This window comes from Streptomyces sp. NBC_00258 (assembly GCF_036182465.1).
Classification (GTDB): domain Bacteria; phylum Actinomycetota; class Actinomycetes; order Streptomycetales; family Streptomycetaceae; genus Streptomyces.
On record NZ_CP108081.1, the window covers coordinates 6163754 to 6183274 of the forward strand.

General features: G+C 70.3%; 22 protein-coding genes and 1 tRNA gene. 16 read left to right on the forward strand and 7 right to left on the reverse strand.

The window, feature by feature from the left end:
* Window positions 1-27: 27 nt before the first annotated feature.
* Entirely contained in the window at window positions 28-1650 is a 1623-nt protein-coding gene (locus OG718_RS27400) for a helicase HerA-like domain-containing protein (RefSeq protein WP_328845419.1), read from the reverse strand.
* Between the two features lie 173 nt (window positions 1651-1823).
* Between OG718_RS27400 and OG718_RS27405 the strand changes: the two genes are divergently transcribed.
* The gene (locus OG718_RS27405) at window positions 1824-2120 is read left to right on the forward strand and encodes a type II toxin-antitoxin system VapB family antitoxin (RefSeq protein ID WP_003999914.1); all 297 of its coding nucleotides are present in this window, start codon (window positions 1824-1826) and stop codon (window positions 2118-2120) included.
* Between the two features lie 309 nt (window positions 2121-2429).
* Window positions 2430-3047: a LytR C-terminal domain-containing protein gene (locus OG718_RS27410; protein WP_306943485.1), complete on the forward strand. Its 618-nt coding sequence runs from the start codon at window positions 2430-2432 to the stop codon at window positions 3045-3047.
* Window positions 3048-3089: 42 nt separating this feature from the next.
* Here OG718_RS27410 and upp read toward each other — a convergent pair whose 3' ends face one another.
* Window positions 3090-3725 carry a uracil phosphoribosyltransferase gene (gene upp, locus OG718_RS27415; protein ID WP_143643421.1) on the reverse strand — a complete coding sequence of 212 codons (636 nt, stop codon included), beginning with the start codon at window positions 3723-3725 and terminating at the stop codon, window positions 3090-3092.
* A gap of 143 nt (window positions 3726-3868) precedes the next feature.
* On the opposite strand from upp, the gene OG718_RS27420 reads away from it, so the two are divergent.
* The 9 genes from OG718_RS27420 (at window position 3869) to OG718_RS27460 (ending at window position 9344) form a co-directional block, all read left to right on the forward strand.
* Window positions 3869-4060, forward strand: coding sequence for a hypothetical protein (locus tag OG718_RS27420; RefSeq protein ID WP_055618270.1), 192 nt, complete (start codon window positions 3869-3871; stop codon window positions 4058-4060).
* 370 nt (window positions 4061-4430) lie between these two features.
* On the forward strand, window positions 4431-4982 hold the full coding sequence (locus OG718_RS27425) for a tRNA adenosine deaminase-associated protein (protein WP_306943487.1): 552 nt from the start codon (window positions 4431-4433) through the stop codon (window positions 4980-4982).
* A 56-nt stretch (window positions 4983-5038) separates the two neighbouring features.
* A complete protein-coding gene (tadA, locus tag OG718_RS27430; RefSeq protein WP_189841621.1) occupies window positions 5039-5470 on the forward strand; it encodes a tRNA adenosine(34) deaminase TadA in 432 nt (143 codons plus the stop codon).
* Window positions 5471-5550: 80 nt separating this feature from the next.
* Window positions 5551-5635, forward strand: a tRNA-Ser gene (locus OG718_RS27435).
* Window positions 5636-5802: 167 nt separating this feature from the next.
* Window positions 5803-5982 carry a hypothetical protein gene (locus OG718_RS27440; RefSeq protein WP_055618264.1) on the forward strand — a complete coding sequence of 60 codons (180 nt, stop codon included), beginning with the start codon at window positions 5803-5805 and terminating at the stop codon, window positions 5980-5982.
* 8 nt (window positions 5983-5990) lie between these two features.
* On the forward strand, window positions 5991-6284 hold the full coding sequence (locus tag OG718_RS27445) for a Dabb family protein (RefSeq protein WP_055618263.1): 294 nt from the start codon (window positions 5991-5993) through the stop codon (window positions 6282-6284).
* 192 nt (window positions 6285-6476) lie between these two features.
* Complete coding sequence (locus tag OG718_RS27450; RefSeq protein ID WP_186001483.1) at window positions 6477-7379, forward strand: RNA polymerase sigma factor SigF; 903 nt, start codon at window positions 6477-6479, stop codon at window positions 7377-7379.
* Between the two features lie 244 nt (window positions 7380-7623).
* Window positions 7624-8523 (forward strand): RNA polymerase sigma factor SigF, encoded by a 900-nt coding sequence (locus tag OG718_RS27455; RefSeq protein WP_143643418.1) that lies wholly within the window; start codon window positions 7624-7626, stop codon window positions 8521-8523.
* A gap of 50 nt (window positions 8524-8573) precedes the next feature.
* Window positions 8574-9344: a hypothetical protein gene (locus tag OG718_RS27460; RefSeq protein ID WP_328845420.1), complete on the forward strand. Its 771-nt coding sequence runs from the start codon at window positions 8574-8576 to the stop codon at window positions 9342-9344.
* A gap of 24 nt (window positions 9345-9368) precedes the next feature.
* Here the strand turns inward: OG718_RS27460 and OG718_RS27465 are convergent, their stop codons facing one another.
* A complete protein-coding gene (locus OG718_RS27465; protein WP_143643417.1) occupies window positions 9369-9560 on the reverse strand; it encodes a hypothetical protein in 192 nt (63 codons plus the stop codon).
* 666 nt (window positions 9561-10226) lie between these two features.
* Between OG718_RS27465 and OG718_RS27470 the strand changes: the two genes are divergently transcribed.
* The 3 genes from OG718_RS27470 (at window position 10227) to OG718_RS27480 (ending at window position 14322) form a co-directional block, all read left to right on the forward strand.
* Window positions 10227-10769: a MarR family winged helix-turn-helix transcriptional regulator gene (locus tag OG718_RS27470; RefSeq protein ID WP_328845421.1), complete on the forward strand. Its 543-nt coding sequence runs from the start codon at window positions 10227-10229 to the stop codon at window positions 10767-10769.
* Window positions 10770-10792: 23 nt separating this feature from the next.
* Window positions 10793-13405: an MFS transporter gene (locus tag OG718_RS27475; RefSeq protein WP_328845422.1), complete on the forward strand. Its 2613-nt coding sequence runs from the start codon at window positions 10793-10795 to the stop codon at window positions 13403-13405.
* A gap of 92 nt (window positions 13406-13497) precedes the next feature.
* Window positions 13498-14322 (forward strand): YceI family protein, encoded by an 825-nt coding sequence (locus OG718_RS27480; RefSeq protein WP_143643414.1) that lies wholly within the window; start codon window positions 13498-13500, stop codon window positions 14320-14322.
* Here the strand turns inward: OG718_RS27480 and OG718_RS27485 are convergent.
* Both OG718_RS27485 and OG718_RS27490 read right to left on the reverse strand, forming a co-directional pair.
* A complete protein-coding gene (locus tag OG718_RS27485; protein WP_328845423.1) occupies window positions 14308-15123 on the reverse strand; it encodes a GAF and ANTAR domain-containing protein in 816 nt (271 codons plus the stop codon). The genes OG718_RS27480 and OG718_RS27485 overlap by 15 nt on opposite strands.
* A 28-nt stretch (window positions 15124-15151) precedes the next feature.
* Window positions 15152-15877: a GAF and ANTAR domain-containing protein gene (locus OG718_RS27490; protein WP_143643412.1), complete on the reverse strand. Its 726-nt coding sequence runs from the start codon at window positions 15875-15877 to the stop codon at window positions 15152-15154.
* Window positions 15878-16118: 241 nt separating this feature from the next.
* On the opposite strand from OG718_RS27490, the gene OG718_RS27495 reads away from it, so the two are divergent.
* Window positions 16119-16463: an STAS domain-containing protein gene (locus OG718_RS27495; RefSeq protein WP_143643411.1), complete on the forward strand. Its 345-nt coding sequence runs from the start codon at window positions 16119-16121 to the stop codon at window positions 16461-16463.
* A 9-nt stretch (window positions 16464-16472) separates the two neighbouring features.
* Window positions 16473-16943, forward strand: coding sequence for a PPOX class F420-dependent oxidoreductase (locus OG718_RS27500; protein WP_143643410.1), 471 nt, complete (start codon window positions 16473-16475; stop codon window positions 16941-16943).
* A gap of 207 nt (window positions 16944-17150) precedes the next feature.
* Here OG718_RS27500 and OG718_RS27505 read toward each other — a convergent pair whose 3' ends face one another.
* Entirely contained in the window at window positions 17151-17930 is a 780-nt protein-coding gene (locus OG718_RS27505; RefSeq protein ID WP_143643409.1) for a TetR/AcrR family transcriptional regulator, read from the reverse strand.
* Between the two features lie 80 nt (window positions 17931-18010).
* Window positions 18011-19495: an MFS transporter gene (locus tag OG718_RS27510; protein ID WP_328845425.1), complete on the reverse strand. Its 1485-nt coding sequence runs from the start codon at window positions 19493-19495 to the stop codon at window positions 18011-18013.
* Window positions 19496-19521 lie beyond the last annotated feature (26 nt).

Genomic DNA, 19521 nt, shown 5'->3' on the forward strand with positions numbered 1-19521 from the left:
CCCGCCTCCCCGGGCTCTCGCCGCCCGCTACCGCCTGCGCCGAGCCGTTCCGAAGACCGACCGGGTGATCTCGCGGCCGATCTGCGTGCCCAGGCTGCGGGCCAGGGACTTGAAGACACCGCTGCCGACGACCTGCTCGACGACGGAGGAGTCCTGGTCGTCGCCCTTCCGCCCGCGGCCCCGCGACGGAGCCGGCTCCGAGGAAGGCGTGGAGGCCGAAGGAGGGGAGGAGGCGGAGGCCGCGGCCTCCTTCTCCCGCGCCGTCAGCTTCTCGTACGCCGACTCCCGGTCGACCGCCTCCGCGTAACGCCCGTACAGCGGCGACTCCTGGACCGCCCGGTCGAGGGCGGCCGGATCGACGGGCGCCATCAGGGACTCCGGCGCCCGCAGCCGCGTCGCCGCGACCGGGGTCGGCGCGCCCTTCTCACTGAGGACGGTGACCACGGCCTCGCCGGTCCCGAGCGCGGTGAGGACCTCCTCCAGGTCGTACGGCGAGTTGGGGAAGGTCTTCACCGTGGCCTTGAGGGCCTTCTGGTCGTCGGGGGTGAACGCGCGCAGTGCGTGCTGGACCCGGTTGCCGAGCTGCGCGAGGACATCCCCCGGTACGTCCTTGGGGGTCTGTGTGACGAAGAAGACGCCGACCCCTTTCGAGCGAATCAGCCGGACGGTCTGGGTGATGGCGTCCAGGAAGGCCTTCGACGCGTCGTTGAAGAGCAGGTGCGCCTCGTCGAAGAAGAAGACGAGTTTCGGCTTGTCCACGTCACCGACCTCCGGCAGATCGTGGAAGAGGTCGGCCAGCAGCCACATCAGGAACGTGGAGAAGAGCTGCGGCTTGTCCTGCACGGCCGGCAGCTCCAGGACGGAGACCGTGCCCCGCCCGTCCCCCGCCACCCGCGACAGCTCACCGGTGTCGAACTCCGGCTCCCCGAAGAACGGGCTCACCCCCTGCGCCTCGAACGCCGTCAGCGAGCGCAGGATCACCCCGGCCGTGGCCGTGGAGAGCCCGCCGATGCCCTTGAGCTCGGACTTGCCCTCGTCGGAGGTCAGGAAGGTCACCACGGCCCGCAGATCCTTCAGGTCGACCAGTTCCAGGCCCTTCTGGTCGGCGTAGTGGAAGATCAGGCCGAGCGACTGCTCCTGGGTCTGGTTGAGCTGGAGCACCTTGGACAGCAGGACCGGCCCGAAGCTGGTGATCGTCGCGCGTACGGGGGTGCCGTGCCCCATGCCCCCGAGGGCGTAGAACTCGCAGGGGAAACCGGCCGGCGTCCACTCCTGCCGGACCTCCCCGGCCCGCGCCCGCACCTTGTCGTTCTCCTGCCCCGGCGCCGAGATCCCGGACACGTCACCCTTCACATCGGCGAGGAACACCGGCACGCCCTGCGCGGACAACTGCTCCGCGATGAGCTGCAGGGTCTTCGTCTTGCCCGTACCGGTGGCCCCGGCGACCAGCCCGTGCCGGTTGAGCATCGGCAGCGGGATCCGGATCTGTACGTCCGGGAAGCACCGCCCGTCCCACAGCAGGGCGCCCAGATCGAGCGCGGGGCCCGTGAAGGCGTACCCGGAGGCGATTTCGAGGGCCGGCTGCGGAAGCGCGGGAGCACCGCTCACGCCTTCGGGTGCCTTTGCCGGCGGCGCTTCGCTGTCAGTCATTTCAGACCCCTGTTCCCGGTTTGCCCAAGACTGTCCTCGGCCCGCATCCGAACCGATCTTGAAAGGGTGATCTAGGAGAATTACCGGTTTGCCCCTATTTACGGCGTCATTTCCAGCGTCGCACTCCGCCACCATGGCTGCGCCCGGAAGCTCTTGACCGGTAGGCTTTCCGTGTGATCTTCAAGCGCATCGGAAACGGCCGGCCGTACCCCGACCACGGCCGGGAAAGCACCCGGCAGTGGGCGGACGTCGCGCCACGCCCGGTCCGCCTCGACCAGTTGGTGACGACCAAGGGCCAGCTCGACCTGGAAACGCTGCTCGCCGAGGACTCCACGTTCTACGGCGACCTCTTCGCGCACGTCGTGAAGTGGCAGGGCGACCTCTACCTCGAAGACGGCCTCCACAGAGCCGTCCGAGCCGCCCTCCAGCAGCGCCAGGTCCTGCACGCCCGAGTCCTGGAACTGGACTGAGCGGGACTTCGTAGCCCGGTCCGGCAGTGGCGCCCCGTCAGGGGCGCGGGGAACTGCGCGCCCAGCCACGGACGGCCCGCACGTCACACACCACCGCAAGCCCCACCCACCAGGGGCGCGGGGCTGTGACATATGCGGCTCCGCCGCGTGGGCGCGACAAGCCCCCACCGACCCGCACCCGAAAACGCGCCCCCAGCGGAGCGAATTGGCCCTTTCGGGTTGGACTGACCCCCGGTCAATGATCATCTAGTAGGCATCGCCGCCAAGGCGCACTACGCTGCGCCCATGAGCATGCTGACTCCCCCTGGCATGGGCGGCCAGTACAAGATCACGGGGGACAAGTACCCGCGGATGCGCAGAAACCGAGGGCGCCGCAGAATCGCGCTCGCGGTCGTCGCATCCGTCGCCGCGCTCGGACTGATCGGCTGGGGAACGCTGCAGCTCATCGACGTCTTCACAGGCGGCGGCGACGAGGCTTCCGCGGCAGGTCCGGCCGCCGACTGCACGGCATCCCCCTCGCCCTCCCCGAGCCCGGTCAAAGCCCTCCCCAAGCCCGGCCAGATCACCGTGAACGTCCTCAACGCCACCCCCCGCGGCGGCCTCGCCAAGGACACCGCCGACGAGCTGAAGAAACGCGGCTTCAAGATCGGCGACGTCGGCAACGCGACGAAGACGTACGACAAGAAGGTCAAGGGCACCGGGATGGTCCTCGGTGCCAAGTCGGCCTCCGACGCCGCGCTCCCCGTCCTCGCGACACAGCTCACCGGCGCCGAGCTGAAGACCGACACCCGCGCGAAGCCCGCGGAGGTCGACCTGATCCTCGGCACGGCCTTCAAGTCCCTGACGAAGAAAGAGGACGCCGACAAGGCCCTGACCACGTTGGCCAAGCCCGCACCGACGCCCTCGGCGACGAAGAAGAGCTGCTAGCAGACCCCGTACGGGCCCGCGCCCCGCAAGAGCCCGGGCCCGCTACTCGGCCGCGCCGTACATCCGGTCGCCCGCGTCGCCCAGGCCCGGGACGATGTAGCCGTGCTCGTTCAGGCGCTCGTCGACCGAAGCGGTCACGACCGTGACGGGCGTGCCGGCCAGCTCGCGCTCCATGACCTCGACGCCCTCGGGGGCGGCGAGGAGAACCACGGCCGTCACATCGTCGGCGCCGCGCTTCATGAGTTCCTGGATCGCCGCGACGAGCGTGCCGCCGGTGGCGAGCATCGGGTCGAGGACGTACACCTGGCGCCCGGAGAGGTCGTCCGGCATGCGGGTCGCGTACGTGGACGCCTGGAGCGTCTCCTCGTCGCGCACCATGCCCAGGAAGCCCACCTCGGCGGTCGGCAGCAGGCGCACCATGCCGTCGAGCATGCCGAGGCCGGCCCGCAGGATCGGTACGACGAGGGGGCGCGGGTGGGACAGCTTGACGCCCGTGGTCGGGGACACCGGGGTCACGATGTCGACCTGCTCGGTCCGCACGTCCCGGGTGGCCTCGTAGGCGAGCAGGGTGACCAGCTCGTCGGCGAGCCGCCGGAAGGTCGGGGAGTCGGTGCGACGGTCGCGCAGCGTGGTGAGCTTGTGAGCGACCAGAGGGTGGTCGACGACGTGGAGACGCATGCCCACAAGGGTATCCGGGCGCCCGCCACCCGCCCCTCGCCCGCCACCGACTCGTCCGATGCCTCGTCGCGCCGTTAAACCCCAGGTGGCATCAAACCGCCCGTCGGAGGGAAAGTGGGAAGGACCGACTGGGGGTGTTGCCCATGTCCGACCCGGAGCAGCGAAGCCGTGAGGACCGCGAGGACCCGGTGAGCGAAGCCGCGCGCCGCAGGCGTCGCGCCCAGTTCCTGCGGGAGCTCACGGAGGCGCGCGAGCTGCGCGACCGGGTGCAGCCCCGGCGGGCCAAGACGGCCCGGCTGCGCCACGCCATGCGCATGCGCACATTCCGCTGGTAGGCCGCCGGCAGCCGCGCCCCCGCAGGTCCCGCCGCGGCGCAGGCAGGCCGCCCGTCCTCGGACCGGCGCCGGGCGACCCGCCGGACGATCTCCCGGGAAGCCGCGTACGAAGCGCGGGTCCTGTCGGCGTACGATCCCGCTGTCGGTGGGTGCTGGGCGCCCAGGTGAGGCCGTACGGCTGCGTGACGCACGCGACACGCGAAACGGACGCTGAGACGCGACCGGGACACAGCGAGCCGAAGACCTCTCCTGAACGCTCCGTTTCTGCCACGATTCCGAGTGGGCGGGGCTCGGCACACGCACTCCCCGCCCACAGCCTCCGCCGGGGGGACCCCCAACCGGCACGCCTATGACCAGTGGGAGAGTCACGGTGTACTTCGCCGCACTGCTCGCGCGCACCGAAGACGGGTGGGAAGCGAGCGACACAGAGCTCGACGATGTGGAGACCCTGTCGGATCTGACCGACCTGGCCCGCGAAGCCTCGGTCGACGACGACACGGTGCTCGTCTTCATCGAGCAGGAGGACGCGTGGTTCGGAGTCGTCCGCGTGGACGGCGAGGAGGACCCTCGCATCTACGTCTCGGACGCCGCGGCCGCCGCCCGCAGCTCGTACGGCGAGATCCTGCTCACGGACGAACTGCTCGGAAGGGAGCCGGACGACGACGTCGCCGACCTGGACTCCCTCGACCTCGACGGCACGGAGGACGGTGAACCCGAGGACGAGGCCGACGACGACGATGAGGACGACGTCGGCACCACCGCCAAGGGTGAGGCCGTGCCGTCCGGACCCATCGGAGACCGCGAGGTCCTCACGGACCTCGGCGTGAACGAGAAGGAGCTGCTGGCCCTGGACAGCACCGACGCGCTCGGCGAGATCGCCGAGGTGCTCGGCGCGGCGGAGGTCCTGGAGACCGTCCGCTGACTCCCCCGAGCGCTCAGGAGGAACAGGACCCCGTACGCGACCGCTGGCGGGCCGCGATGCGGCTCGCCCTGGACGAGGCCGGGTCGGCCGTCCGGGGCGGGGACGTCCCCGTCGGCGCCGTCGTGCTGTCCCCGGACGGCACGACGGTCCTCGCCACCGGGCACAACGAGCGTGAGGCGACCGGCGATCCGACCGCCCACGCCGAGGTGCTCGCCGTTCGCCGGGCCGCCGCGAAGCTCGGGGAGTGGCGGCTCACCGGCTGCACGCTCGTCGTGACCCTCGAACCCTGCACGATGTGCGCGGGCGCGATCGTGCAGTCCCGTGTGGACCGTGTGGTCTACGGCGCCCGCGACGAGAAGGCGGGCGCGGCCGGCTCCCTCTGGGACGTCGTACGCGACCGCCGGCTCAACCACCGGCCCGAAGTGATCGCCGGCGTACTCGACGAGGAGTGCGCCCGGCTGCTCACCGACTTCTTCCGCGACCGCTGATCCGGCCGCCGGCGCAGCTGCCCGGCCGGCGCCGAATACCGATTTCGGAGCACGGCCCAACGTGGGCTAGGATCTCTCTCGGTAGCGTGTCCGAGCGGCCGAAGGAGCTCGCCTCGAAAGCGAGTGTGGCGCAAGTCACCGAGGGTTCAAATCCCTCCGCTACCGCTTCTGAAGGGCCCCGTCGAAAGACGGGGCCCTTCGTGCGTTCCGAACTCGGCACGGTTTGAAAGATCGTCATATCAACTGTCCGGGTTACACTCACCGCCGGCAACAGGGGTCCCAACAGGCGCAGCCGACAAGACAGCAGGCAGCAGGCACACGGGGAGGCCGCGATGGCGGTGAATTCGAAGAAGATCGCCGTCTACGTGCTCATCGTCTTCGCGCTGTACGTGATCATCACCGACCCCGCCAAGGCCGCCGACTACGTCCAGATAGGGTTTGAGGGCATTTCGAACGCCGCTCAGGCCGTCGGGGACTTCATGACGTGGATCGCCGACGGGGCCAAGAACTAGGAGTGCCCGTGATCCGCCATCTGGTCCTCTTCAAGCTCAACGAGGGTGTGGAGCGCGACGACCCGCGCGTCGTCGAGGGCGTCGCCGCCTTCCGCGCCCTCGGCGGACAGATCCCCGAACTGAAGTTCTGGGAGTGCGAGTGGAACATCACCGACCGGCCCATCGCGTACGACTTCGCGATCAACTCGGCGGTCGAGGACACGGACGCGCTCAAGCGGTACATCGAGCACCCCGCGCACCAGGCGGGCGTCGCACTGTGGCGGGAGTTCGCCACGTGGGTGATCGCCGACTACGAGTTCTGAAGCGCGCCCGGCGCACGCCCCCGGCCCCTCGCCTGAACGGCGGGGGGCCGTTTCGCGTCTCCGGCCCCGCTCGGGAACCCCCAGGAACCCTCCCCGGGCCCCAACTGACGCTCAACACGGAGTTATGCGGTGCTTGCACACAGTGCACATGTCTTGTGATGCTATGACCGCTTTTGACGGATGAGTTGACGGATGTTGACCGACCCAGAGGTGGAGTTGACCGTGCCGGCCAGTACTGCGCCTCAAGCACCGCCCCATGAGCCCCCGGCTCCACCCTCGGCCCCAGCCCAGGAGCGCCTTCCCGACACCCCGGAGGACAGCCCGCAGCGCCGCCGCGGAGCCGACACCCGGGCCCTGACCCAGGTGCTCTTCGGCGAGCTCAAGAACCTTGAGCCCGGCTGCCCCGAACACGGCCGGGTGCGGGCCGCGCTGATCGAGGCGAACCTTCCGCTGGTGCGGTACGCCGCCGCCAGGTTCCGGTCGCGCAACGAGCCCATGGAGGACGTCGTCCAGGTCGGCACCATCGGCCTGATCAACGCCATCGACCGTTTCGACCCCGACCGGGGCGTGCAGTTCCCGACCTTCGCGATGCCCACGGTGGTCGGTGAGATCAAGCGGTACTTCCGCGACAACGTCCGCACGGTCCACGTACCGCGCCGGCTGCACGAGCTGTGGGTCCAGGTGAACAGCGCGACCGAGGACCTCACGACGGCCTTCGGACGCACGCCCACCACCGGTGAGATCGCCGAGCGGCTGCGGATCACCGAGGACGAGGTCCTGGCCTGCATCGAGGCCGGACGTTCCTACCACGCGACCTCGCTGGAGGCCGCGCAGGAGGGCGACGGACTGCCCGGACTCCTCGACCGGCTCGGCTACGAGGACCCCGCACTCGACGGGGTCGAACACCGCGACCTCGTACGGCACCTCCTGGTCCAGCTCCCCGAGCGGGAGCAACGGATCCTCCTCCTGCGCTACTACAGCAATCTGACGCAGTCACAGATCAGTGCCGAACTGGGCGTATCGCAGATGCATGTGTCAAGACTGCTCGCCCGCAGCTTCGCCAGACTGCGATCCGCAAACAGGATCGAGGCGTAACCCTCAGGAGCGAATCGACTCCAAGGCCTTTTCGCGACATTTCTGCGTCGAAAAACCGTCAGACCCCCCTTTTCCAGGGCCTATTCACCCCTCCGGTGTCGACATGTCACTACAGCGTGTTGCCGACATGTGACATTCTTCCGGTGACGCGTTTGCCGCAGCCCCACCTCCGGTATTCAGGTGGAGGCTGCGTTCCTTCGACGGGAGCGTCCGCCGCGACCGTCCGCGACCCAAAGGGGGTGGCATGTCCGCAGACCAGGGCAGCTCGAAGGTGCTCACGCTCACGAAGAGCGAACCCGCGCCCGACGCGCTTCACAGTGTCGTTGCCGATGTTCCGGCCGTCCCGGCCGTGGAAGCCCCGGCCTTTCCCCCGACCTCGGAAGCCATCGACACCCGCACCCTGTCCCGCTCCCTGTTCCTGCGGCTCGCCGCACTCGACGAGAACAGCCCCGAGCGTGCCTACGTACGGGACACGCTCATCGAGCTCAACCTCCCGCTGGTGCGTTACGCGGCCGCGCGTTTCCGGTCGCGCAACGAGCCGATGGAGGACATCGTCCAGGTCGGCACGATCGGCCTGATCAAGGCGATCGACCGCTTCGACTGCGAACGCGGGGTCGAGTTCCCGACGTTCGCGATGCCGACGGTCGTGGGCGAGATCAAGCGGTTCTTCCGGGACACCTCGTGGTCGGTGCGGGTGCCGCGCCGCCTCCAGGAGCTGCGGCTGGCCCTCACCAAGGCCAGTGACGATCTCTCCCAGAAGCTGGACCGCTCGCCGACCGTCGCCGAACTGGCCGTCGTGCTCGGCGTGTCCGAGGAGGACGTGGTCGACGGCCTCGCGGTCGGCAACGCGTACACGGCGTCGTCACTCGACTCGCCGGCCCCCGAGGACGACGGCGGCGAGGGTTCCCTCGCGGACCGCCTCGGCTACGAGGACACGGCGCTGGAGGGCGTCGAGTACCGCGAGTCCCTGAAGCCGCTGCTCGCCAAACTCCCGCCCCGCGAGCGGCGGATCATCATGCTCCGCTTCTTCGCGAACATGACGCAGTCGCAGATCGGCGAGGAGGTCGGCATCTCGCAGATGCACGTCTCCCGACTGCTCACTCGCACGCTGTCGCAGCTGCGGGAAGGTCTGATCTCCGACTGAGATCCCGACCGAGGGTTCATAATTGACGACCCGTCAGCCACACTGGCGCGATGCGCCGACGGATGGGTCAGCAGTCGATTCGTGGTCGCCGAGGTGCCCTTGGGGGTGCCTCGGCGGCTGTCGTCTGCCTGGGGGCGGCCCTCGTCGCCTGCGGGACCGGCGACGGCAATGAGGGTTACGTCGCCGTGCAGCGACCCGCGTCGTCCGGCGAGGCGGTAGCGCCCACCGGGGATGTGGAGTTGGTGCCGCTGGAGGAAGCCGGGACGCCCGAGGCGGCGGCGAGCGGCGGCAGTTCGGCCCCGGGCGAGCCGGGACCTGGGAGTTCGGGCTCTCCGGACAATCGGGACAGCGGGAGCGACTCGGCCGCGTCGAGGTCGGCCGACGGCGGCGAAGGTCGTACGACTGCTCCACCGACGGGCGGGAGCGACTCCGGTGCCGGGACCGGGAGTTCCGGCTCTGGCACCGGAGCACCGAGCGGCGGTCCGCAGAGCCCCACGAGCCCCGCGAAGCCCGGGCCCGCGGTGCTCGGCATCGGCGACCCCGAGCGGGAGCCCGCCGACAAGCGCTGGTGCGAGAAGGTCACCGTCGGTTTCCACAACACCGGGGGCACCGCGGTGCGTTCGGGCACGGTGACCCTCGGGACGCACATCATCGGGGCGCTCGGGATCGACTGGGCGACCGTCGAGTCGGCCGAGAAGCTTCCCGCGCCGATCGCTCCGGGCGCGCGGGAAGAGAAGACCTGGACGGTGTGCGTCGACGCGTGGCGCGTCCCGCTGGGCATGCACGTCGAGACTCGGGACGTGTCCGTCCGGTGGGAGTAGGGCGCCGCCCTACGACGCCGTCGCCTACTTGAGCGCGAGCCAGGCGACGAGGGCCACGACCGCGACGGCCACGATCACGCCGACGATCAGGCCGATGCGGGGGCCCGCGGGGGCGGCCTGCTGCCGGCTGCTCTGCGGGTCGTCGACGAACGCTCGGAACATCTGGGTGCTACCCGCGGGGTCGTAGTTGCCCTCGGGGCCCTGGGTGTTTGCCATGGCCCTGGACTCTAGGTGGCACTTCGGGTGAACGTCCACCCGGGTACCCCCTGGGCCACCCGCCGTTGCCACGCGCGGGCCCACTGCGGCTGGTCGCGCAGTTCCCCGCGCCCCTAAAAGCCGGTGGCCGAGGCCGGGTTCACCACGTGCCGGCCGTCCTGGGTTGCTCGCGCAGTTCCCCGCGCCCCTGAGAGGGGCGGTACCCGCCGTCGTCATGTGCCGGCCCGTCGTGGTTGCTCGCGCCGTTCCTCGCGCCCCCAAAAGGGGCGCCCCACCACCGCCCGCCCCCCTGGCGGGGACCGGTCGGCCCACCAGCCGGAGGGGACGTGGCGGGATGTGTGGCCGCAGCTTACGAGGACACCAGTTGTCAGCCACCGGGCGGCAACCGCGCCTTACGTCACCGGCTGCGGACGCACATCCCGCCACGGCCCCGCACCCAGAAGACGAACCGGCACCCCCACCCACCCAAGGGGCGCGGGGAACTGCGCGACCAGCCACAAACACACCCGCAGCCGAACACGCACCCGCCAAAGCCACCCCACCTGCGAGTTTACGTTCGCCAATACTTGCCTTTGCCAAGGTTTTAGACCGTCATCCCCGTTTTCATTTGCCTGCAGCAACCAATCATTCTTATGGTTGCCTGAAGCAACAAACAAGGGAGGTGCGATGGCTGCTCGACGTCAGTACGAGGAGCTGGCCCGGCAACTCAGCGCCATCGGCGCTGTGAAACGGGGCCTGGGCCGAGTCCTCCCGCACGAGTGCCCGGCGGGCTCCGCCGCGGTCCTCACCCTGCTCGACCGGCACGGCGAGATGCGGATGAGCCGCCTCGCGGAGCTGCTCGCCATCGACATGTCGGTGACGAGCCGGCACGTGGCGCACGTGGCGGAACGCGGCTGGATCGACCGGTCCCCCGACCCCGCCGACAAACGCTCACGCATCCTGCGGCTCACCCCCGCCGGACAGGACATGCTCGCCGAACTCTCCGAGCGCTACATGAACGCGCTCGTCCACTACCTGGCGGACTGGTCGGACGACGAGGTCGACCAGCTCAACACCCTGCTCGGCCGCCTGCGCACCAGCTTCGGCGACTGCAGGCCCGTATCGGCGGCACAGGCGGCACCGGCCGCACCCCCCACGTCGGCCGCACCCCCCGCACCCCCACCCCCACCGACACCCCTCGTCGAGCAGACAACCCGTACACCCGTATGACGCATCACAAGAAAAGGAAGCCCATGGCAACGACCACACCAGCCGGTGTGCGGGGCTCACACGCCAAGCACGGAGGCGCCGCCGACGGCGCCCCGATGACGCACCGGCAGATCATGGAGGCCCTCTCCGGACTGCTGCTCGGCATGTTCGTCGCGATCCTGTCGTCGACGATCGTCACCAACGCCCTGCCCGAGATCATCGGCGACCTGGGCGGCGGCCAGTCCGCCTACACCTGGGTCGTCACCGCGGCGCTGCTGTCGATGACAGCCGCGACGCCCCTGTGGGGCAAGCTCGCCGACCTGTACAGCAAGAAGGCGCTCGTCCAGATAGCCCTTGTCATCTACGTCCTGGGATCGGCCGCCGCGGGCCTGTCGCAGAACCCCGGCATGCTGATCGCCTGCCGCGTGGTGCAGGGCATCGGCGTGGGCGGTCTGTCCGCCCTCGCGCAGATCGTGATGGCGGCGATGATCTCCCCGCGCGAGCGCGGCCGGTACTCCGGCTACCTCGGCGCCACGTTCGCAGTCGCGACCGTCGGCGGCCCGCTGCTCGGCGGTGTCATCACCGACACCAGCTGGCTTGGCTGGCGCTGGTGCTTCTACGTCGGTGTGCCGTTCGCGGTCATCGCGCTGATCGTGCTGCAGAAGACCCTGCACCTGCCCGTCGTGAAGCGGGACGTGAAGGTCGACTGGGGCGGCGCGTTCCTCATCTCCGCCGCGGTCTCGCTGCTGCTGGTCTGGGTCACCTTCGCGGGTGACAAGTACGAGTGGGTGTCGTGGCAGACGTACGCCATGGTCGGCGGTGCCGTCGCCCTGGGACTGCTGTTCGTGCTCGTCGAGTCGAAGGCCAAGGAACCGATCATCCCGCTGCGGCTCTTCCGCAACCGGACCATCACCCTCTCCTCCCTCGCCTCGCTCTTCGTGGGTGTCGCGATGTTCTCCGGCACGGTCTTCTTCAGCCAGTACTTCCAGCTGGCGCGGGACAAGTCCCCGACGATGTCGGGTGTCATGACGATCCCGATGATCGGCGGCCTGTTCATCTCCTCCACGGTCTCCGGGCAGATCATCACCAAGACGGGCAAGTGGAAGGTCTGGCTGGTCAGCGGCGGTGTCCTGATCACCGCGGGGCTCGGTCTGCTGGGCACCATCCGGTACGACACGGACTACTGGCGAGTGGCCGTCTTCATGGCGCTGCTGGGTCTCGGCATCGGCATGATGATGCAGAACCTGGTGCTGTCCACGCAGAACCAGGTGGCGCCGGAGGACCTCGGCTCGGCCAGTTCCACGGTGACCTTCTTCCGCTCCCTCGGCGGCGCGATCGGCGTCTCCGCGCTGGGTGCGGTGATGGCCAACCGGATCACCGACTACGTCAAGGACGGCCTGACCGGGATCGACCCCAAGTACGCGGCCGCTGCGGGCGGTTCGCACAACAGCAGCATCCCGGACATGGACGCGCTGCCCGCGCCGCTGCGCACGGTCATGGAGAGCGCGTACGGGCACGGCATCGCGGACGTCTTCCTGATCGCGGGCGCGATGGCGCTGATCGCCTTCTTCGTCACGCTGTTCATCAAGGAGGTCCCGCTGCGCACCTCGGGCGCGCTGGCGCAGGCCGCCGAGGCGCAGCCGGATGTCACGGCCGTCGCGGAGGCAGTCCCGGCGAACGCCGGCGCCGCGGCCGTCTCCACCGAGGCCGAAGAGCGCGTCCCGAGCTGGGCCGTCGCGGACACCGGAACCGTAGACGTAACCGGAAGCGGAACCGGAAGCGGAACCGGAAACGACAACGGCTCCGGCGCCGAGACCGGTCCGGCGGGCACCCAGCGCCTCGCGGCCGTCGCCACCATGACGGCCGGACCGGGCGCCGCCTCCGGCAACGGCTCGGGCGGGGTCCCGGTGCGCGGATACGTCCGCGGTGCCGAGAGCGCGCCCGTCCCCCGGGCCGCCGTCACGCTGATCTCCCTCGCGGGCCGTCAGCTGGGCCGCTCGGTCGCGCAGGCCGACGGCGCCTACGCGGTGGACGCGCCCGGCACGGGTTCGTACGTGCTGATCGCTTCCGCGGACGGGTTCCAGCCGCAGGCCTCGACGGTCGTCGTGAACGGTGAACCGCTCGCGTACGACATCCTGCTGAGCGGCACGAGCGGGCTGTCCGGCACGGTGAAGGCCGCCGAGGGCGGGAAGCCGGTCGTGGGCGCGATGGTCATCGTGACCGATGTGCGCGGTGACGTGCTGGCCACCGGGACCACCGGTGAGCAGGGCGAGTTCGCCTTCGCCGAGCTGGTGCCGGGCGCCGTGACCGTCGCGGTGAACGCCGCCGGACACCGGCCGCGGGCCCTGCCCGTCGAGGTCGGCGGCACCGGCGTCACCCGGATCGAGGTCGCACTCACCGCGGGCGCGCAGCTCCAGGGCGTCGTGCGGGCACCCGGCGGACCGCTGGGCGACGCCCGGGTCACGCTCATCGACGCGGCGGGCAACGTGGTCGGCACCGCCACCACCGGGGCCGACGGGGCGTACGCCTTCGCCGACCTGGACAGCGGCGAGTACACGGTCATCGCGACCGGCTACCCGCCGGTGGCCACGGCACTGACCGTGAACGGCGGCGGCGTGGACGGCCACGACATCGAACTCGCCCACCCCGGCGAGTAGTTGAGAGCCAGTTGAGAACCCCGGCCCGTGGCGCGCGTTCCTAGCGGAGGCACGCACCACGGGCCGGTTTCATTTACGAGAGGTTGCTTGCAATGGGACTGACCGCGCGGATCCGTACGCGGGACGGCTGGGCCGTGTCGCACGCGGTCGTCACGGTGACCGACGGGACGGGCACGCAGGTGGTGCGCGCCGAGACGGACGAGGAGGGCGGCGTACGGGACGCGACGGAGCTGGCGCCCGGGGCGTACACCGTGATCGTCACGGCCGTCGGGTACGCGCCCGCCGCGTCCAGCGCGATCGTGACGGCGAGCGGCCGGGCCGCGATCGGCACCGTGACGCTGGCCCGGCAGGGCGGCACCGAACTACCGCCGCCCGGCCCCTGGACCGTCGACCCCGCCCACTCCTCCGTGGGCGCGGTCGCCCAGCACCTGGGCATCTCCAGCGTGCACGGGCGGTTCACGGAGTTCGCGGGCTCGATCGACATCGCGCCCGACGAGGTGGCCAAGTCCCGGGTGGAGGCGGTGATCTCCGCGGCCTCCATCGACACGGGCAACGCCATGCGCGACGGCCACCTGAAGTCCCCGGACTTCCTCGACGTCGAGCGCCACCCGGAGATCACGTACGTCTCGACGGGCCTGACCCCGGCCGCCGGCACCGACCGCTGGACGGTCCACGGCGAACTGACCATGCACGGGGTCGTACGGCCGGTCGACCTGGACCTGGCCTACCTGGGCACGGGCGCCGACCCCTGGGGCGGTACGCGCGCGGCCTTCCGGGCCACCACCGAACTGCGCCGCGAGGACTTCGCGATGAACTACAACCAGGTTCTCCAGGCGGGCATCGCGGCGATCGGTACGACGCTGAAGGTGGAGCTGGACATCCAGGCGGTGCAGGGCGGGACGCTACCGTCGCTGTGACGCCCGCCGGCGCGAGGCACCGCCGCGCCCGTGCGATGCGCCGTCCGACGCCCGGTCCGAGGCCCCGTCCGTCGTGCGGGCCACCAAGTCTCCGCACAGGTCACGGAGTTTGATGTTCGCGTCCTGGGAGACGCGGCGCAGGGTGTCGAGTGCCGTCTGCGCGGTGCAGCGCTCCTGGGCCATGAGGATGCCGATGGCCTGGTCGATCACGCTGCGCGAGAGCAGCGCCGTGCGGACGTCGCCCGCCGACGCCCGCTCGCGCTCGATGCTCAGGGCGGCGTTGATCGCGTCCGAGGCGTTCGCCGCGAAGGCCCTGGCCACGGTGCGGCTCCCGCGGAAGGCGCCCTCCGTCGTGGCGTAGAGGTTGAGGGCGGCGTCGGTCTCGCCGTCGACCGCGAGCGGCACGGCCAGCACCGTACGGACTCCCCTGGAGAGCGCGTACGCGGCGTACGTGGGCCAGCGGTCCTCCTGGGAGAGGTCGGGTGCGTGCTGCTCCGCGTCCGAGTCCGCCGCCCTGACGCAGGGCCCGTCGCCGTTCTCGTACTGGCGCTGGTCGAGCCCGCTGGGCAGGCCGTCGGTGCCCGCCACCGTCAGCAGGCGCCCGTCGCGGCGCACGGTGATGCTGCACGCCTCGGCGCCCGCCACGGCGAGCACGGCGCGGTCCGTGAGGTCGCGCAGCAGCGTGTCGAGGCCACCGGTGCCGGCCAGCGCCTGGTGCAGCGTGGCGGACTCCGGGGCGGTGGCACGCGGCTGCTGCTCGTCGCGATGGCCGCGGTCAGCAGGATCGGCGGAGAGTGTCATGGGGCACGGGTATCCCGTCGGTGCCCGGTCACTCGCCGCTCCTGGCGTCGACGATCCGTCTGGCCAGGTCACGCAGCTTGACGTTCTCCCGCTGGGAGGTCCGGACGAGGCTGTCGAAGGCCTCGGCCGCGTCGATGTCGAGGCGTTCCATGAGGATGCCCGTGGCCTGGCCGATCAGGTCCCGGGTGCGCATGGCCTCGGTGAGCTGCTCGCGGGCGGTCGCCGAGTCGAACGCGATGCTGACGTGCGCTGTGAACAGCCGGCCGATCCGGGTGGCCGAGTCGTCGAAGGCCCGCGGCTTGGTCGCGTACGCCGTGAGGACCGTGAGTCGCTGGCGTTCGGTGCGCAGCCGGAGCGAGAGCACCGAGCGCAGTCCGAGGTCGGAGAGGGCGGGTTCGCCGTCGTCGTCGCCGGACGCGCTGTCCTCGATACGGGCGACCGGGGAGGTCCACAGCCGGGTCCAGTGCTGGTGTTCCCCGCCCGAGGCCAGGGCTTCGGCGGAGCGGACGACCTCGTCGGTCCAGGCGAGGGTCTGGCGGTGGGCCTTGCGCTCGATGACGGAGATACCGGCGTGCTCGGCGCCGGGAAGGATGTGCACGGCGAGCCGGACGGCGGTGCGCAGGGTGCTGCGGGGACTGGACGTCTCGTGCAGTTGCTGAGCCGCGACCGTCAGTGTCTCGGCCAGCTCAAGACCCCCGGAAAAACGGGGCAATTCGGAAAACTCAGACGCAGCCACCACGAACCTCTTCGGCATGCACGGCCCCGGATCCCGTCGTCGGTTCGACGACAGACCCCGGCGGCTGTGCGCAGGAGAGCTCCGCAGCACATTCCCGACTGCGAGCACAGGACGAAGAGCCACTTTAGCTGCTCTGTTGGGGTGAGGGCGCGGCTCTTCGTACGTGCTTCCGATCTCGCCCGCACGCGTGGTGCAATGGGTGTGCGGGTCAGGAAGCGGCCTCATCGGAATCCGGACGAACGTCTGTCAGGTGAGTGCGATGACCTTCTTCCCGACCCCTCATGACCTGCCGGAATGCACCCTGCTCGGGTTTCCTTCGGAGATCGACCTGAGCAACGCCGACGTCGTCCTCGTCGGCGCCCTGGACGTCGTGGACGCCAGGAGGGACCGGCTGCGGCTGCTTGTCCTGGACCTCACCCGTACGCACTTCATGGACTCCCAGGGCGTCCGCGTGATCGCCGGCCTCCGCGTCCGGCTGCCCCGGCCCGCCCAACTGCGCGTGGCGGCACGCCCGGAAGGGATGGCGAGCCGTGTCCTGGAGCTGACGGGAATGCGCCGGGACGTGCCGGTGTACGACAACCTCGCGGAGGCGATCGAGTCCTAGGCTGGGGCCATGGCATCGAACATCGCGACGAACACCTCTGTCTCCCTCGACGATCTGCTGGACTTCGTACGCCCCCGCCACCGCGCCATCCTGCTGACGCGCAGGTCGGACGGCGGCCCCCAGGGTTCGCCGCTGACCTGCGGAGTGGACGACTCGGGCCGCATCGTCGTCTCGACCTACCCGGAGCGCGCCAAGACCCGCAACGCCAAGCGCGACGACCGCGTCAGCCTCATCGTCCTGAGCGACGAGTGGAACGGCCCCTGGGTCCAGATCGACGGCACGGCCGAGGTGATCGACTCCCCCGACTCCGTCGAGCCCCTCGTCGAGTACTACCGCAACATCGCGGGCGAACACCCCGACTGGGACGAGTACCGAGAGGCCATGCTCAAGCAGGCCAAGTCCATCATCAGGATCACCCCCGAGAAGTGGGGCCCGGTGGCAACGGGCGGCTTCCCGGCAAGGCTGGCTCCGCAGGAGTAGGGCCCTTCAGGGGCACAGGAAACCGGGTGCGTCTTCGGGCAGGGGCTACCGCAGCCTTTTGGGGGCGCGGGGAACTGCGCATCCTTGAGGGCACGGAACCTGCGGCACCTTTTCGGGCTGGGGGCACCGCAAGCTTTCAGGGGCGCGGGGAACCGCGCGATCAGCCCCCACCCACCCGCACATCACACACAAACCGGCGGCAGCCACTCACCCACCGGTCTCTCGGGCAACCATGCTCTCGATCCCCGCCACCACCAACTCGAACGCCACGGAGAAGTCCCGCTCCCGCATCTCCTCGACCGTGTCACCCCCGCGCGCCTCCATGAGCCCCGCCGCACTCTCATAGTTCTCCGCGAACTGAGGATGCCCGCTGAACGTACTCATGGCCTGGTGGAAGTACTCGTCCTGCGTCATCCCCGCGGACGCGCACCGCTGCACGAAGTGCCCCTCGATCGTGCCGAACCCGTACACCCACTGGAAAACAGCGGAGATCGCGCCGCTCTGCCGCCGCAACGGCAGCCCCGTGTTGCGCACAACCTCCTGCACCCGCAGCGAGAAGGCCATGGAGTGCGGCCCGATGTTGAGGAACGTCCCGACGAGCGGCGACACCCAGGGATGCCGGACAAGCAGGGCCCGGTACCCGACGGCCAGCGCCCGGAGCTGCTCGCGCCAGTCCTCGCCCGGCTCCGGGTCGGGCAGCTCCAGTTCACCGAACACCGCGTCGAGGGCGAGTTCGAGAAGATCGTCCTTGGTGTCCACGTACCAGTAGACGGACATCGCGGTCACGTTCAGCTCGGCGGCCAGCCGGCGCATGGAGAACTTGGCCAGTCCCTCCGCGTCGAGCAGCCGTACCGTCACCTCGGTGATCCGGTCCCGGTCGAGCGACGACGGCTGTCCTCCCCGGGCACCGCCGCCCCGCGGGGCCTTGCCCTCCAACCAGACGCTGGTCCGCGCCGGACGCTTGGCCCGGTCGGCTGCCCTCACCATGGCGCACCTTCCTCGGAACTCTTACGGAGGGGGCGCCCCGGAACACCGAGGTCCGCCCCCTCCCTGATGCTAAGCGGGCCCTACGCCGCCATCGTCACCGCGGAGTCTGCCCGTTCCGCCCGCCGGAGCAACGCCGCGGCCAGCAGTCCGCCGAGGAACACCGCCGCCGCGCCCACCAGCTGACTGGTCTCCAGACCCGAGGCGAACGCGTCCGTGATCCGTGCGCGCTCGCCCGCCGACTCCGCGGACGCCAGCGCCGCCGGCAGGGAGGACGCGGCGACCGGGATCAGCGCGGCGAAGCGGGCGTTGAGGACGGCGCCGAGCACCGCCACACCGAGCCCGATGCCGAATTCGTTGAGCGTGCCGTTGACGCCCGCGCCCACGCCGGCCTTCTCCCGCGGGATCGCGCTCATGATGGCGTGCGCCATGGCCGGGCCGGCGATCGCGGAGCCCGCGCCGATGAGCACCAGCCCGAGCAGCGTGCCCGTGTACCCGCTCGCCGCGAGGGTCGCGATCGACACCAGGCCGCCCGACATCAGCGTCATGCCGAGCGCGATCGACACCGGATTGCCCAGCTTCGCCGTCCACCTGGCCGACAGACCGGTGAAGTTGAGGGCCACGATGGTCAGCGCGAGCGGCGCGGTGCGCAGCCCCGCCTCCAACGGCCCGTACCCCAGGACGAACTGGAGGTGCTGGGTCAGCAGGAACAGCGAGCCGCCCATGCCGAAGGCGATCAGTACGGCACCGGAGACCGCGCCCGTGAACCGCTGGTCCCGGAAGAAGTGCAGGTCCAGCATCGGATACGGGATCCGGCTCTCCCAGTACGCGAACAGGGCGAGGACCACCAGCGCGGTGGCCGCCGGGGCGAGCACCCGGCCGGAGGTCCAGCCGTGTTCCGGGCCCGAGATGATCGCGTACACGAGGGAGGCCATGCCGATCGTGGAGAGCAGGGCGCCCAGGAGGTCGGGGCGGTCGCCGCGCCGGTTCTTGGACTCGGGCACGAGGGAGATCACCGCGAAGAGTGCCAGCGCCACCACCGGCAGGTTGATCAGGAAGATCGCGCCCCACCAGAAGTGGTCGAGCATGAAACCGCCGAGCAGCGGACCGGTCGCGAAGCCGAGCGCGGCGACCGCGCTCCAGATGGCGATCGCCTTCGGCTGCTCCTCCGTCGTGAAGATCTGCATCACGACGGCGAGCGTGGTGGTGACCAGGAGCGCGCCACCGACGCCCATGCCCGCGCGGGCGGCGATCAACTGCCCGGTGCTGTCGGCCAGTCCGGCGGCCAGCGAGCCGATGCCGAACAGGACGAGTCCGCAGACCAGCATCTTCTTGCGGCCGTAGCGGTCGGCCGCGCTGCCCGCGGTGAGCAGCAGGCCCGACTGCACGAGCGAGTACGCGTTGATCATCCACTGGATGTCCGCGGTGCCGGCGTCCAGCTCCTCGGTGAGGGAGGGGATCGCGACGTTCAGCACGGTGTTGTCGAGCAGCACGGTGAGCTGGGCGACGGAGATGACACCGAGGATCAGCCAGCGCTGGGGGTGGGCTTGGCCTTGCGAGGTTGGCATGCCATACACCGTAGAACAACTCCCAT

Coding starts and splice junctions, on each gene's coding strand:
- OG718_RS27410 (WP_306943485.1), top strand. CDS start 2,430: ATGGGCGGCCAGTACAAGATCACGGGGGACAAGTACCCGCGGATGCGC.
- OG718_RS27460 (WP_328845420.1), top strand. CDS start 8,574: ATGCGCCGACGGATGGGTCAGCAGTCGATTCGTGGTCGCCGAGGTGCC.
- tadA (WP_189841621.1), top strand. CDS start 5,039: ATGCGGCTCGCCCTGGACGAGGCCGGGTCGGCCGTCCGGGGCGGGGAC.
- upp (WP_143643421.1), bottom strand. CDS start 3,725: ATGCGTCTCCACGTCGTCGACCACCCTCTGGTCGCTCACAAGCTCACC.
- OG718_RS27505 (WP_143643409.1), bottom strand. CDS start 17,930: ATGGTGAGGGCAGCCGACCGGGCCAAGCGTCCGGCGCGGACCAGCGTC.
- OG718_RS27470 (WP_328845421.1), top strand. CDS start 10,227: ATGGCTGCTCGACGTCAGTACGAGGAGCTGGCCCGGCAACTCAGCGCC.
- OG718_RS27510 (WP_328845425.1), bottom strand. CDS start 19,495: ATGCCAACCTCGCAAGGCCAAGCCCACCCCCAGCGCTGGCTGATCCTC.
- OG718_RS27400 (WP_328845419.1), bottom strand. CDS start 1,650: ATGACTGACAGCGAAGCGCCGCCGGCAAAGGCACCCGAAGGCGTGAGC.
- OG718_RS27485 (WP_328845423.1), bottom strand. CDS start 15,123: ATGACACTCTCCGCCGATCCTGCTGACCGCGGCCATCGCGACGAGCAG.
- OG718_RS27495 (WP_143643411.1), top strand. CDS start 16,119: ATGACCTTCTTCCCGACCCCTCATGACCTGCCGGAATGCACCCTGCTC.
- OG718_RS27455 (WP_143643418.1), top strand. CDS start 7,624: ATGTCCGCAGACCAGGGCAGCTCGAAGGTGCTCACGCTCACGAAGAGC.
- OG718_RS27475 (WP_328845422.1), top strand. CDS start 10,793: ATGGCAACGACCACACCAGCCGGTGTGCGGGGCTCACACGCCAAGCAC.
- OG718_RS27420 (WP_055618270.1), top strand. CDS start 3,869: ATGTCCGACCCGGAGCAGCGAAGCCGTGAGGACCGCGAGGACCCGGTG.
- OG718_RS27465 (WP_143643417.1), bottom strand. CDS start 9,560: ATGGCAAACACCCAGGGCCCCGAGGGCAACTACGACCCCGCGGGTAGC.
- OG718_RS27480 (WP_143643414.1), top strand. CDS start 13,498: ATGGGACTGACCGCGCGGATCCGTACGCGGGACGGCTGGGCCGTGTCG.
- OG718_RS27500 (WP_143643410.1), top strand. CDS start 16,473: ATGGCATCGAACATCGCGACGAACACCTCTGTCTCCCTCGACGATCTG.
- OG718_RS27490 (WP_143643412.1), bottom strand. CDS start 15,877: ATGCCGAAGAGGTTCGTGGTGGCTGCGTCTGAGTTTTCCGAATTGCCC.
- OG718_RS27440 (WP_055618264.1), top strand. CDS start 5,803: ATGGCGGTGAATTCGAAGAAGATCGCCGTCTACGTGCTCATCGTCTTC.
- OG718_RS27450 (WP_186001483.1), top strand. CDS start 6,477: ATGTTGACCGACCCAGAGGTGGAGTTGACCGTGCCGGCCAGTACTGCG.